Here is a 13,630-nt window from a genome sequence, read left to right as displayed (position 1 = left end):
AGGCCCTGTCCTGTCGATCATGTCGGTGCGAGGCGCGGTCCAGGCGGCGGTCCGGCAAGGCGGAGGTTCGTCCGGATACCGGTGTTGTATCCGGACGAACCGACAACGCCGCCGGTCGCCGTCTGGGCCCGTCGCAGCCCGGCAATGATCGGCAGGACAGGGCCTAGCGGCTCCACTGGCCGGCCAGGCGGGCACCGAGCGCGCGCAGGCCCTCGGCGGGGCGGGCCAGCGCCGCCTCGACGCCGCCGCTCCGCTCGCCGCCGAAGTGCTCCACCAGGCTGTACGCGTCGGTGACCCCGGCCGCGGCGGCCTCCCGCCGGCCGGCGCTCACCCGGCCGGCCAGCACCACGCAGGGCAGCCCACGGTCGCGGGCCGCTCCGGCGACCCCGGCGACCACCTTGCCGCGCAGCGACTGGTGGTCGAAGGAGCCCTCGCCGGTGATCACCAGGTCGCAGGAGTCCAGCGCGGCCTCCAGCCCGACGGCCCGGGTGACCAGCCCGATGCCGGACTCGCACCGGCCGCCCAGGGCCAGGATCGTCGCGCCCAGGCCGCCGGCCGCCCCGCCGCCGGGCAGCCCGCCCAACCCCGGCGGGCAGCCGGGCAGGTCCCGCTCCAGCACCGCCGCCCAGCGCTCCAGCGCGGCGTCCAGCAGCAGCACGTCCGCCCGGCTCGCCCCCTTCTGCGGGCCGTAGACGTTGCTGGCGCCGTGCAGGCCGAGCAGCGGGTTGTCCACGTCGGTGGCGGCGACCAGCCGGGCGTCGCGCAGCCGGGGCGTCCCGTCCAGGGCCGCCACGCCCGCCAGCGCCGCCCCGCCGTACGGCAGGGCGTGGCCGGTCTCGTCGAGCGGGGTGGCGCCCAGCGCGGTGAGCAGGCCGGCGCCGCCGTCGTTGGTGGCCGAGCCGCCCAGCCCGACGACCACGGTCCGGGCCCCCGCCTCGACCGCGGCGGTGACCAGCGGGCCCAGCCCGTACGAGGTGGTGCGCCGGGGGTCACGTTCGGCCGGGTCCAGCAGGTGCAGGCCGCAGGCCTGGGCGCTCTCCAGGTAGCCGGTGCCGTCGCCGGTGACCAGGATCTCACCGGCGACCGGCCGGCCCAGCGGGTCGACCGTCGGCACCGGCAGCCGGCGCCCGCCGAGGGCCTCGGCCAGCACCGTCACGAAGCCGGGCCCGCCGTCGGCCAGCGGCCGGCTGACCAGTTCGTCCCCGCCGGCGACCGCGCGCCAGCCCTCGGCCACCGCGGCGGCCACCTCCGGGGCCCCCAGGGTGCCGGCGAACTTGTCCGGACAGAGCAGCACGCGCATGCCCAGCAGTGTGGCAGCCCACATCGGCGGCGGCTGCGCGGCGGCTGTGCTGTGGGACCATGGGGACGTGACTTCGACCTGGGTTGAGCCCTCCAACACCGCCACTGCGCTGCTGCTCCTCGGCCGCGGCAGCGACCCCGCCACCGAGCGTGGCGTGGAGTGTCCGGGTGACCTGCCCGCGCCGAGCGACCCGGATCTGGTCGCCCGCGCGACGGCGGCCAAGGCCGCGCTCGGCACGAAGGTCTTCGTGCTCGGCCACCACTACCAGCGCGACGAGGTGATCCAGTTCGCCGACGTGACCGGCGACTCGTTCAAGCTGGCCCGGGAGGCGGCGGCGCGCCCCGACGCGGAGTACATCGTCTTCTGCGGCGTGCACTTCATGGCCGAGAGCGCCGACATCCTCACCTCGGACGCCCAGCGGGTGGTCCTGCCCGACCTGGCGGCCGGCTGCTCGATGGCCGACATGGCGGTGCTGTCCCAGGTCGAGACGGCCTGGGAGGTGCTGACCGACCTGGGCGTGGCCGGGCGGACCGTCCCGGTGACGTACATGAACTCCTCGGCCGACATCAAGGGGTTCGTCGGCCGGCACGGGGGTGTGGTCTGCACCTCCTCCAATGCGAAGCGGGCCCTGGAGTGGGCGTTCGAGCAGGGGCAGCAGGTGCTCTTCCTGCCCGACCAGCACCTGGGTCGTAACACCGCGGTGCTGGAGATGGGCCTGTCGCTGGACGACTGCGTGCTCTACGACCCGCACAAGCCGGGCGGCGGGCTCACCCCGGAGCAGCTGCGGAACGCGAAGATGATCCTCTGGCGCGGGCACTGCTCGGTGCACGGCCGGTTCACCCTGGACAGCGTCAACGACGTCCGGGAGCGGGTGCCGGGGGTGAACGTGCTGGTGCACCCGGAGTGCCGGCACGAGGTGGTCACCGCCGCCGACTTCGTCGGCTCCACCGAATACATCATCAAGGCCATCGAGGCGGCCCCGGCCGGCTCGGCCTGGGCGGTCGGCACCGAGCTCAACCTGGTCCGCCGGCTGGCGCTGGCCCACCCGGACAAGCAGATCATGTTCCTCGACCGGGCGGTCTGCTACTGCTCCACGATGAACCGGATCGACCTGCCGCACCTGGTCTGGGCCCTGGAGGAGCTGGTCGCCGGCCGGGTGGTGAACCAGATCACCGTCGACCCGGACACCGCTGGGCACGCCCGCGCGGCGCTGGACCGGATGCTCGCCCTGCCGGGCGCCGACACCCCGCCGCCCACCGCCGATTGATCACCCTCGGTGACGGGCCGGCACGGAAACGTACCGCACACCCCAATTAAGGCCGTCCGGGTGATGTGACCGGTTCCCTTCTCGGCACCGAGGACTATGCTGCCGGGGCGACGAACACGCGGGCCGTTTTCACCTGGCGGCCATCCGGGTAGCGATGAGATCGCAGGCCCCCACCCCTCACACGGCACCACCCGACGCGCGCTGGAGGTTGCGTTGACGGACGACGTACTGGTCGTACACGGAGGTACCCCCCTGCAAGGGCGGATCCGGGTACGCGGCGCGAAGAACCTGGTTTCCAAGGCGATGGTCGCCGCCCTGCTGGGCGACACCCCCAGCCGGCTGTTCGACGTGCCGCGCATCCGCGACGTCGAAGTGGTCCGGGGCCTGCTCGGCCTGCACGGCGTCAAGGTCAGCGACGGCGACGAGGACGGGGAGCTGATCTTCGACCCGTCGAACGTCGAGAGCGCCAGCACCGACCAGATCAACGTGCACGCGGGCTCCAGCCGGATCCCGATCCTGTTCTGCGGCCCGCTGCTGCACCGGCTCGGCCACGCCTTCATCCCCGACCTGGGCGGCTGCCACATCGGGCCGCGCCCGATCGACTTCCACCTGCAGGCGCTGCGCGAGTTCGGCGCGACCGTCGACAAGACCCCGGAGGGGCTGCACCTGTCGGCGCCCAACGGGCTGCACGGCACCAAGTTCGCCCTGCCGTACCCGAGCGTGGGCGCGACCGAGCAGGTGCTGCTCACCGCGGTGATGGCCAAGGGCGTCACCGAGCTGCGCAACGCCGCCGTCGAGCCGGAGATCATCGACCTGATCTGCATCCTGCAGAAGATGGGCGCGATCATCAACGTGCACACCGACCGGGTCATCGAGATCCAGGGCGTGCCGCGGCTGCACGGCTACACCCACCGGCCGATCCCGGACCGGATCGAGGCGGCGAGCTGGGCGGCCGCCGCGCTGGCCACCCGCGGCCACGTCGAGGTGCTCAACGCCCAGCAGGCCGACATGATGACCTTCCTGAACATCTTCCGCTCGGTCGGCGGCGAGTACGAGGTGACCGATATGCGGCCGCCGCGTGACGGCCGGCCCGGCCAGGAGGGCGGCATCCGGTTCTGGCACCCGGGCGGGGAGCTGAACGCGGTCGCGCTGGAGACCGACGTGCACCCCGGGTTCATGACCGACTGGCAGCAGCCGCTGGTGGTGGCGCTGACCCAGGCCCGCGGCCTGTCCATCGTCCACGAGACCGTGTACGAGCAGCGGCTGGGCTACACCGAGGCGTTGAACTCGATGGGCGCCAACATCCAGGTCTACCGGGACTGCCTCGGCGGCACCCCGTGCCGCTTCGGCCGCCGCGACTTCAAGCACTCGGCGGTGATCGCCGGCCCGAGCAAGCTGCACGCGGCCGACCTGGTCATCCCCGACCTGCGGGCCGGCTTCAGCCACCTGATCGCCGCGCTCGCCGCCGAGGGCACCTCCCGGGTGTACGGCGTCGACCTGATCAACCGGGGCTACGAGGACTTCGAGAAGAAGCTCGCCGACCTCGGCGCGCACGTCGAGCGCCCGTAACCCGTCCACCGCTCCCCCGGCTCGGCGCGGCTGACCCCGCGCGGCGAGCGGGAATAGTTCGCCCGGTGCACCCGCGATGTGCACCGGGCGCGGCTATTTGGCTACCCTTCACGGCGTGCCGTCGCTGTTTCGCCGCAAGTCCGCCGACCTCATCGAGGATTCCACCGCCAAGGTGACCCCCGAGGAGGAGTCCACGCCCGCCCGCCCGGGCTACACCCCCGCCAAGGGCCGGGAGACGCCGAAGCGTCCCACCGCCGGCCGGCGGCCGACCGCGCCGTCCCGGCCGCTGACCAAGGAAGAGGCCCGGGAGCAGCGGCGCAAGGTCCGCGCCGAGGCCGCCGCGGAGTTCCGCCGGGAGGGCGGCCCGCGGGACCGGGGACCGGAGCGCCGGCTCGCCCGGGACGTGGTCGACTCCCGCCGTACGGTGGGCACCTGGTTCTTCGGCGGCGCGCTGATCGTGCTGATCGGGTCGAACCAGGCCATGCCGCCGATCGTCCGGTTGGTGTCAAACGTCCTCTGGGGCGCGCTGGCCCTCGGCGTGGTGATCGACTCCATCCTGATCTCCCGGAAGATCAAGAAGCTGGTCCGCGAGCGCTTCCCGAAGTCGACCGAGCGGCTGGGTTCGCTCTACCTGTACGCGATCATGCGGTCGATCACCTTCCGCCGGATGCGCGCCCCCGCCCCCCAGGTGGACATCGGCGCCAAGATCTGAGCCTGCGGTGTAAGGAGGGGCCCCTTATTAACAGACGTCTGTTAATAAGGGGCCCCTCCTTACACCTGGGCGGGCCTGCGTCACGGCAGCCCGAGCAGGCGCAGCAGCGCGGTGGCGCCCGCCGCGGCGACCACCACCAGGACGAACGGCGCGCGCCGCCAGGCGAGTACCAGCCCGACCAGTACGCCGGCCGGGCGGGCCCAGCCGGCGAAGCCGGCGGCCTCGGTCAACGCGGCGGTCGCGGCCAGTGCGGCGAGCAACGCGGCGGCCCCGATCGGCAGCAGACGCCGGGACCACTCGGGCAGGTCGAGCCGGTCGTGCAGCAGGACCCCGACGGCCCGGAAGCCGTACGTGCCCACGGCCAGGGCGAGGATGACCGCGATCAGCACGACGCCTCCCCCGCCCGCAGTACGGGCGTCGGCTCGTCCTGGCGGGTTCCCGGGTCCGGGGTAAGACCGTCGTCGCCGGGCGGTGGCCGGCGGCGGCCCCGCACCAACAGCAGGGCAAGCGCGCCGAGCGCGAGCAGCACCGGCAGCCCGGCCGGCAGCACCGGGGTGGTCACCACCGCCAGCCCGGCGCCGGTCAGCGCCACCCACCGGGTGTCCCGATCGCGCAGCACCGGCAGCAGCAGGGCGATCAGCCCGGCCGGGAACGCGGCGTCGAGGCCGAGGACGGTCGGGTCGCCGACCGCGCCGCCGGCGAGCACGCCGAGCAGGGTGCCCGCGTTCCAGGCGAGGAAGAGCAGCACCCCGGCCAGCCAGAACGCGCGGCGGCGCGGGTCGCCGGCCGGCTGGGCCAGCGCGAAGGCGGTCGCCTCGTCGGTCATCAGGTGGCTGCCGAGCAACCGCCGCCAGCGCTGCGACCCGAGGCTGCCGCCGAGGGTGAGGCCGAACGGCAGGTGCCGGGCGTTGAGCAGCAACCCGGCGAGGACCGCGGCGAACGGGCTGCCCGCGGCGATCAGACCCACCGCCATGAACTGCGCGCCGCCGGCGTAGACGATCGCCGACATCGCGAGGGTCGCCCAGGCGGGAAGCCCGGCGGCGACGGCCACCGCGCCGAACGAGGCGCCCACCGCGAGCATGGCCGCGCCGATGGCGGCGACGTCGCGGAGCATCGCGCCATCGCGTGTTCGCTCAGCCGTACGCATGTTCGTTATGATGAACACGCGCCCTGGCGTTCGTCAAATCGAACAAACAGACCTCTGGAGCGAACATTGGCCGTCGACCCGGCTCCCCCGCTGGCCACCATCGCGACCGCCCTGCGGCACGAGCGCACCCGGGCCGGCATCTCGCTGACCGAGCTGGCCCGCCGGGCCGGCATCGCCAAGTCCACCCTCTCCCAGCTGGAGTCCGGCACCGGCAACCCCAGCATCGAGACGCTCTGGGCGCTGGGCGTCGCCCTGGGGGTGCCGTTCAGTCGCCTGGTCGAGCCACCCGCTGAGGCCGTCCGGGTGATCCGGGCCGGCGAGGGCCGGCGGATCAGCTCCGAACAGGGCAACTTCGCCGCCACCCTGCTGAGCGCCGGCTCGCCGCACGCCCGCCGCGACGTCTATCTGATGGAGCTGGAGCCAGGCACCGTCCGGGCCGCCGAGGCGCACACCCCGCGCAGCGTCGAGCACGTCGTGGTCGCCGCCGGGCGGCTGCGCCTCGGCCCCGACCCCGAGCTGGTCGAGCTCAGCCCCGGCGACTACGCCACCTTCCCCGGCGACGCCCCGCACCGGTACGAGGCGCTGGCCCCGGGCACCCTGGCGGTGCTGGTCATGGAGCACCCCTGACCCGGGCCACCGGTGCAAGGAGGGGCCCCTTATTAACAGACGTCTGTTAATAAGGGGCCCCTCCTTGCACTGGGGCCGGGTTCCGGTAGAGGCGGGTGACCACCTCCTCGATGTCCGGCTCGACGATCGAGATGTCGCGCAGCGCGGCGAGACCGGCAGCCCGGCGACGACCTCCGCGACCCCCGCCGACTCCAGCGCGAGGACCAGCCGGTGCCCCTCGGCCTCCACCCGCAGCACGGGCGCACCGGCCAGCGTCGGCGGTTCGGCCAGCGGGGCGTCCAACTCGGCGACGACCAGCCGGCGGGAGCCGTACCGGGCGTGCAGCGCCGCGATGCTGCCGTCGTGCACCACCCGGCCGTGGTCGATCACCACGAGGCGCCGGCACAGCCGCTCGATGTCGGCCAGGTCGTGGGTGGTGAGCACCAGGGTGGTGTCGCCCGCTCGGCCCAACTCGGCGAGGAAACCCCGGACGGCCTGCCGGCTCACCACGTCCAGCCCGATGGTGGGCTCGTCGAGGAAGAGCACCTCGGGGCCGTGCAGCAGGGCGGCGGTCAGCTCGCCACGCATCCGCTGGCCGAGGGAGAGCTGCCGGACCGGCACGTCCAGGAAGCCGTCCAGGTCGAGCAGGCCGCGGCAGCGGCGCAGCCGGGCGGCGTGCTCGGCGGCGGGCACCCGGTAGACGTGGCGCAGCAGGTCGAACGAGTCGCGCAGCGGCAGGTCCCACCAGAGCTGCGAGCGCTGCCCGAAGACCACGCCGATGCGCAGCGCCAGCCGGGTCCGGTCGGGGACCGGGCGCAGGCCACCGACCCGCACCCGGCCCGCCGTCGGTGTCAGCACCCCGGTCAGCATCTTGAGGGTGGTCGACTTGCCGGCGCCGTTCGGCCCGATGTAGCCGACCATCTCGCCGCGCTCCACCCGCAGGTCGATGCCGTCGACGGCGGTGACAATCCGCTTCGTCCGGCGCAGTCGGCCGGCCTTCACCCGTACCGTGAACTCCTTGCGCAACCCGACCATCTCGATCACGTTCACGACCCCGTACTCCGGTAGTGGCGGATCCCGACGCGCCAGGCCGCGGCCGCGACGCCGGCCGCGACCAGCGCGACGCCGGGCGAGGCCCAGCCGACCCAGGCCGGCAGGCCGAGCGGGTCGGCCCGGCCGAGCAGCGCCAGCGCCGGGTGGTAGCTGACGAAGGCGAACCCCATCCCGTACGCGAACAGCGCGCGGAACCAGCCGCCGTAGACGGTGACCGGGTAGGACGTGAAGTCCCGCCCACCGTAGGTGACCGAGTTGGCCAGCTCCGCCGAGTCGATCCAGTAGAACGAGATCGTCGCGGTGGCCACGAAGACCGAGCCGAAGAAGACCACCGCGGCCAGCGGGGCGACCACCAGCAGCGCCACCCGGCCCGGCGTCCAGTCGATCCCGGCCGAGCCGACCGCGAAGACCAGCACCGCCAGCCCGAACAGCGCTCGGGACACCTTGCGCACCGGCAGGTCCATCAGCACCAGCTGGGGCAGCGCGCCCAGCGGGCGGACCAGCACCGCGTCGAACAGTCCGGTGCGGACGTACCGGGGCAGCCGCTCGATGTTGCCGATCAGCAGGTCGGCGGTGGCGAAGGCGAAGGCGGACAGGCCCACGACCACCAACGTCTCGCGGAGCGTGAAGCCGCCCAGTTCCCTGGTCACCCCGAAGATCACCAGTACGGTGAGCACGTCGAACAGGGTCGCCCCGACGTTGCCGACCAGGTCCACCACGAACGACGTCCGGTACGCGGCCTGCGACCTGGCCTGCGCCCCCAGCAGCGCCCGGTACGCGGCCAGCCGGCCCCGCCACGGGTCGGCCGGGGCCGGAGCCGCCGGGACCGGCTCAGCCACCCTGCACGACCATCCGCCGCTCGGCCCGGCGCTGCACCAGCCGGCAGAGCGCGAGCAGCGCCACCGCCCAACCCAGCTGCAACCCGACCAGCGTCAGTTGGGTCGCCGCCGGATCTCGCTCGACCAACACGTCCAGCGGGGTCTGCAGCAGGCTCGGGAACGGGGTGAGCAGCCAGAGCGGCACCAGCACCGGGTCGGGCAGGAAACGCAGCGGGAAGTAGAGCCCCGCGAGCACCCCGGCGCCGAGCGTCCAGAGGATCATCGGCCCGCGCACGTCGTGCAACCAGTACGCGGTGGCGTTGACCAGGTACCGGCAACCGAAGCAGAGCACCACGGCGATCAGCACGGAGACCACGAAGAGCGCCGGGGTGGCCGGCCGCCGGGGCAGGTAGACGTCGAAGAAGAGCGGCCCGGTCAGCACCGGGGGCAGCAGCCGGGTGACGGCGGCCCAGCCGGCCCGCCCGAGGTCGGTGGCGAGGTAGCTGGTCACCGGGTGGACCGGGCGGAGCAGATCGGCGGCGACCTCGCCGGTGCGGATCCGGTCGGCCAGGTCGGTCCATCCCCAGAGGAGGATCACCGCGAGCAGTCCCTGCCCGACCCAGACGAAGGTGGCGAGTTGGGCCCGGTCGTAGCCACCCACCGAGCCGGCCGCGCCGGCGGCGGCGAGCAGCACGTAGCAACGCAGAAATCCGAAGACGGTGTTGGTCACCACGCCCGCCACCGCGGCCTGCCGGTAGGTGGCGTATCGTCTGAAGCCGGACGCGGCTATCGCACCGAATGTCCGAAACCATAGGATAACGTTTGTGCTCGTGGGCAGTGGCACAGTGGCGGTGACCGAACCCACGCCGTTACCCTCCATCCGCAGCAGGGCCATATCGGGACAGGCGACTCTACCGGTGTGCCCCGGCGTCGAGCGCGACAATTCCAACGAGGTGACATCGCCGTGAGCGAGCGACGCGAGCCGGCAACGGGTTCGGTCGGGAGCCGGCGACAGGAGCGGGCCGCCGGCACAGCCGGCCGGAACGGCGAGGCCCCGCGATGAGTGGCTTCGAGCGCTGGTACGACCCGGCCGAGCCGTCCTGGGCGGCCGAGCCGACGCACGAGTGGCAGCCACAGTTCCCCGGTCAGCGCTACCCCGGCGACATCGGCGCCCAGCACATTCCGGCGGCCGGCGCCCGCGCCGTGGTCGGCCGGGCCGAGGTGCGCCCGGTCAGCCCGGCCGCCGGTGACCCGTACCGGGAGGACGCCGACGAGCCCCGGCCGGACGGGCGGATCGGCTGGGCGGAGCGCCGCTCCACTCCGCGCGGCCCACACCAGGCCGACGCGCCGCCGCAGCACCCCCGGGAACAGCGCGGCCCGCACCCGGCCGACGCGCCACAGCACCCCTGGGAGCCGCGCGGCCGGGGCGACGGCCGCCCTGCCCCGGACACCCGGCGCGACCACGAAGAACACCGGCCGCGGCCCGCCGACCAGTGGGCCGGCCCCGACGGGCACCGGGGCGCGCCGGACGGTCGGCGCGGCTGGGAGGAGCGGCGCGGCACGCCGGCCGAGCACCGCCCGGACCGGCGTCCGGCCGGCGACGCGTACGGTCCGCCGCCGGCGGACCGCCGACCGAGCGGTGACCCGTACGGTCCACCCGGCCGGCAGTGGGACCGGCGGCCGGAGCAGCCGTTCCCGGACCGCCGTGACGACCACGCCCGGGCCGGCCGGCCCGACCAGCGCGGTACGGAGTGGACGGTCGACCGTGACCGGGCCGGCTGGCACGGCGACCGGAACCAGGAGCCGCCCGGCAACCGCCCGACGGCGGAGCGGTGGACCCGGGCCGAGAGCGTCGGCCAGGCGCCGGTCTCCCCCGCACCCCACGCCGAGCCGGGCTGGCTGCCCGAGCCCGACGAACGCGCCGCCCGCCCGACGCGCGACAGCCGCGCCGGCCTGGGCGACAGCCGCGCCGACGTTCGCGACAGCCGCGCCGGCCTCGGCGACAGCCGGACCGACGCCCGCGACAGCCGCGCCGGCCTCGGCGACAGCCGAACCGGCAGGGGCGACGAGGCCCGTGGCCGGGCCCGGGCGGGCGAACCGTACGGCCGCGCCGGCCTGGGCGGGGACGGCCGTGGACCGGACGGGCCGACGCACCGGCCGGTGCGCCGCGAGCCCGACCCGGACGGCGAGGCGTGCCAGCCCGGCGCCCGCGACCCGCGACCTTCCGAGGTGGCGGCGCCGGCCGAGTGGTACCGGGGCACGGTCGAGCGTCCCGCCCCGGAACGGGACGGCGGGCTGCGCTGGCCCGAGCCCGGTCCGCTCCGCCCCGGCTATCCGCACGAGGGGCGGCGGGCGGGTCAGTACCCGTACCCTCCGGCGGAGCCACCCGCCGACCGCACCGGCCCGGACGGCCCGGCCGACCACCGCCAGGCACCCGCCGCCCGGCGGGCGGACGACCGTACCCAGGTCGCGCCCGACCGCAGCCCGCGCCCGCCGGCCGAGGAGCGCCACCGTCCCGGCGCGGGCCACCCGCCCGACGACCGGGCCCGGTTCCGGCCCGACCAGGAACGGCCGCCACACCGGCGGCCGCAGACCGCCGCTCCCGGGTACGGCCCCGCCGTGGCGCCGGCGTCGCCGCAGCAGCGGCCGCCGGCCGCCGGCCCGGTCCACCCCGACCAGGCCCGTCGGCCCGACCCCGGTGCCCACCAGCCCGCCCGGCGCGGGCCCGAGGAGCACCGGCCGCCCGTCGAGCAGGGGCACCCGGCCCGCCACGGCGGCGACGCTCGCCCGTCCGCGCCGCCGCCGGCGACCCGCGCCGCCGCCCCGCCGCCGAGCCGGGTGCCGGCCGACGGCCCACCCGCGCGTCCCACCTCCCCGCCGCACGGCTACGCGCCTGGCAGGGGCGTCGCGGGCCCCGGCACACCGATCTCCGGCACACCGGTCTCCGGCGCACCGGTCTCTGGAGCGCCCGTCTCCGGCCCGCCCGTCCCCGTCTCTGGAGCGCCCGTCTCTGGAGCGCCCGTCCCCGGAGCACCCGTCCCCGGAGCACCTGTCTCCGGAGCACCGGTCTCGGGGGTCCCCGGCTCCGGCGGGCCGGTCTCGGGGGTCCCCGCCTCTCCGGCTCCCGCCGCTCGGCCACCGGTCTCCGGCCCGCCCACGCCCCGCCCCGACCGCCCCGTCGCCGGCCCGTCGGCGCCCCTCCCCGACGGACCTGCCGCCGGTGCACCGCCGCCCGTCTCCGGCGTGCCCGTCTCCGGCGTGCCCGTCTCCAGCACGCCCAGCTCCGGACCACCAATCTCCAGCGCGCCCACCTCAGGGGCGCCTATCTCAGGGGCGCCTATCTCAGGGGCGCCCACCACCGGAGCGCTCGGCTCCAGTGCGCCCACCTCCGGAGCGCCCACGTCGGGTGCGCCGACCTCCGGAGCGCCCACGTCGGGTGCTCCGGCCGGCGGGCCCGCTGGCCCGCCGGCCAGGCCCGAGGCGCCGGTGTCCGGCGCGCCGGGCCGCGCGACCGACCTGCCCGGCGCGGGTCCGACGTGGTCCGGCATCCACGGTGGAGCGTCGGTGGCGGACTCCGAGGCCCCGGCGGCCCGGCTGCGGGTGGAGTTCCTGCCGGCCCCCGAGCCCGGCACAGCACCCGAGCCGGTCGGCCGGGACGAGGCTCCCTTCACCGCCGGGCCGGCCTCCGGCACCCAGGCACGGCCCGACACGCCGCCCGCCGCCGGTCCGGCCGCCCGCACACCGGAGCGGCCGGGCGACCCGACGCCCGCGCAGGTCTTCGCACCGCCGGCCGCGCCCACCGAGGTGACCGACGAGGCACGGCGAACGCCGCCGCCCGGGGCGCCGGGATCGTCGGACCGGCCGGAGCGGCACCGCGAGGCGTCTGAGCCGGCCGCCAACGGGCCCGAGGTCCACGCCGAGCCCGCCGGCTCCGCGCCGCCGACCGAACAGGCCCCCGAGCCGCTCACCGAACCGGCCGGCGACGAGGCACAGCCCGAACCGACCGGCGACGAGCCGCGGCCCGAAAAGGCCCGCCGCGAGCCGCAATTCGAACAGGCCCGCCACCAGCCGCAGTCCGAACCGGCCCGACACGAGCCGCGGACCGAACCGGCCCGACACGAGCCGCGGACCGAACGGCACGGACTCGACCCACGGTCCGAGCCGGCTGCCGGCGATCCCCCACCGGCCGCCACCGTGCCCACGACGCCGACGCCGACGCCAACGCCAACGCCAACGCCAACCGCGACGCCGACCGGCGGTCCCGCGCCGGCCGGGGTCGAGCTGCCCGCACCGGCAACCGGGACAGCCAGCTCCGCGCCTGCCGCTCCCGTGGCGCCGGAAGGCGACGCCGCTGCCGCTTGGTTCCGGCCGCGCCGCCCCACCCACGACGAGCCGGCCACGCACGCCGCCTCGGCGGCGCCGGCCGAGCCGGCCACGGACGCCGCGCCGCAGCCCGGAACCTCCACGCCGGACAGCCGGGCCCTGGCCGGGCCCCTCGCGGCCGGCGACGAGGACCCACGTCGTACCGGCTCCGACCCCGTACCCACCGACGGCCCGATTGCGACGGGGCCGGCCCAGCCGGCGGCCCCGGACCGCGCGCCGGCCGACGACCCGAACAGCTCCCGCGCCTCGGACGGCACGGCGAACCCGGATGGCGCGGCGAACCCGGATGGCGCGGCGGCGCACGGCGCGGCGGTCGCGGACGGCACGGCGGTGGACGGCACGGCGAGGGACGGCACGGCAGCGGTGGGCGCGCCGACCGGTCTCGCGGTGGCACCCACCGACCGCCCGCAACCCCCGGTGGCGACGCCGGCCGACCCCGCCCACCCGGCCGACCCCGCCCACCCGGCCGACCGGAACCGAGAGCCGGAAGCGGCCGGGTCCGGTCGGCCGGCCACCACTCCAGAGGACGGGTACGCCACGCCCCCGGCCGACCCCACGTCCGTCACGGCAGAGCCGGGCCCGGACCGGCCCGACCCGATGTCCGTCACGGCAGAGCCGGGCCCGGACCGGCCCGACCCGATGTCCGTCACGGCAGAGCCGGGCCCGGACCGACCCGACCCGCCGGCCGTGGCGGTGGAGGCGGCCAGCACGGCCCCCCCCCCCCCCCCCCCCCCCCCCACCCACCACCACCCCCCCCCCCCCGCCCGGCCCCCCC

The 13,630-nt window shown here is 76.0% G+C and carries 10 protein-coding genes and 1 pseudogene; 5 read left to right on the top strand and 6 right to left on the bottom strand.

The window, feature by feature from the left end; all coding sequences use genetic code 11:
- Positions 1-163: 163 nt before the first annotated feature.
- Positions 164-1,324, bottom strand: coding sequence for a glycerate kinase (locus K7640_RS29575; protein ID WP_222958239.1), 1,161 nt, complete (start codon positions 1,322-1,324; stop codon positions 164-166).
- A 43-nt stretch (positions 1,325-1,367) separates the two neighbouring features.
- Here K7640_RS29575 and nadA point away from each other — a divergent pair, with 43 nt between their 5' ends.
- The 3 genes from nadA (at position 1,368) to K7640_RS29560 (ending at position 4,848) form a co-directional block, all read left to right on the top strand.
- Positions 1,368-2,567, top strand: coding sequence for a quinolinate synthase NadA (gene nadA, locus K7640_RS29570; RefSeq protein WP_222958238.1), 1,200 nt, complete (start codon positions 1,368-1,370; stop codon positions 2,565-2,567).
- A 213-nt stretch (positions 2,568-2,780) separates the two neighbouring features.
- Positions 2,781-4,136, top strand: coding sequence for a UDP-N-acetylglucosamine 1-carboxyvinyltransferase (gene murA, locus K7640_RS29565; RefSeq protein WP_222958237.1), 1,356 nt, complete (start codon positions 2,781-2,783; stop codon positions 4,134-4,136).
- Positions 4,137-4,251: 115 nt separating this feature from the next.
- The gene (locus tag K7640_RS29560) at positions 4,252-4,848 is read left to right on the top strand and encodes a DUF3043 domain-containing protein (RefSeq protein WP_308042861.1); all 597 of its coding nucleotides are present in this window, start codon (positions 4,252-4,254) and stop codon (positions 4,846-4,848) included.
- Positions 4,849-4,928: 80 nt separating this feature from the next.
- Here K7640_RS29560 and K7640_RS29555 read toward each other — a convergent pair whose 3' ends face one another.
- Positions 4,929-5,237: an AzlD domain-containing protein gene (locus K7640_RS29555; RefSeq protein ID WP_222958235.1), complete on the bottom strand. Its 309-nt coding sequence runs from the start codon at positions 5,235-5,237 to the stop codon at positions 4,929-4,931.
- The gene (locus tag K7640_RS29550) at positions 5,231-5,995 is read right to left on the bottom strand and encodes an AzlC family ABC transporter permease (RefSeq protein WP_222958234.1); all 765 of its coding nucleotides are present in this window, start codon (positions 5,993-5,995) and stop codon (positions 5,231-5,233) included. Before K7640_RS29550 ends, K7640_RS29555 begins: the two co-directional genes overlap by 7 nt.
- A 66-nt stretch (positions 5,996-6,061) precedes the next feature.
- Between K7640_RS29550 and K7640_RS29545 the strand changes: the two genes are divergently transcribed.
- Positions 6,062-6,622 (top strand): helix-turn-helix domain-containing protein, encoded by a 561-nt coding sequence (locus tag K7640_RS29545; RefSeq protein WP_222958233.1) that lies wholly within the window; start codon positions 6,062-6,064, stop codon positions 6,620-6,622.
- 46 nt (positions 6,623-6,668) lie between these two features.
- Here the strand turns inward: K7640_RS29545 and K7640_RS29540 are convergent.
- The 3 genes and pseudogenes from K7640_RS29540 to K7640_RS29530 all read right to left on the bottom strand — a co-directional run bounded on the left by K7640_RS29540 (position 6,669) and on the right by K7640_RS29530 (position 9,337).
- Positions 6,669-7,651: pseudogene (locus K7640_RS29540) on the bottom strand (ATP-binding cassette domain-containing protein).
- Entirely contained in the window at positions 7,648-8,493 is an 846-nt protein-coding gene (locus K7640_RS29535) for an ABC-2 family transporter protein (RefSeq protein WP_308042859.1), read from the bottom strand. Before K7640_RS29535 ends, K7640_RS29540 begins: the two are co-directional and overlap by 4 nt.
- Positions 8,486-9,337 carry an ABC-2 family transporter protein gene (locus K7640_RS29530; RefSeq protein ID WP_222958232.1) on the bottom strand — a complete coding sequence of 284 codons (852 nt, stop codon included), beginning with the start codon at positions 9,335-9,337 and terminating at the stop codon, positions 8,486-8,488. Before K7640_RS29530 ends, K7640_RS29535 begins: the two co-directional genes overlap by 8 nt.
- 967 nt (positions 9,338-10,304) lie before the next feature.
- On the opposite strand from K7640_RS29530, the gene K7640_RS31050 reads away from it, so the two are divergent.
- Positions 10,305-12,359 carry a pentapeptide repeat-containing protein gene (locus K7640_RS31050; protein WP_374198141.1) on the top strand — a complete coding sequence of 685 codons (2,055 nt, stop codon included), beginning with the start codon at positions 10,305-10,307 and terminating at the stop codon, positions 12,357-12,359.
- Positions 12,360-13,630 lie beyond the last annotated feature (1,271 nt).

The sequence above is a fragment of the Micromonospora sp. PLK6-60 genome (assembly GCF_019890675.1).
Lineage (GTDB): Bacteria > Actinomycetota > Actinomycetes > Mycobacteriales > Micromonosporaceae > Micromonospora.
Note: the sequence above shows the minus strand (reverse complement) of the source record. Positions and strands in the feature narration are given on the sequence as shown.

What these genes read in the sequence shown, in the direction of transcription:
- K7640_RS29575 (WP_222958239.1), bottom strand. Translation starts at nt 1,324, where the DNA reads ATGTGGGCTGCCACACTGCTGGGCATGCGCGTGCTGCTCTGTCCGGAC.
- K7640_RS29550 (WP_222958234.1), bottom strand. Translation starts at nt 5,995, where the DNA reads ATGCGTACGGCTGAGCGAACACGCGATGGCGCGATGCTCCGCGACGTC.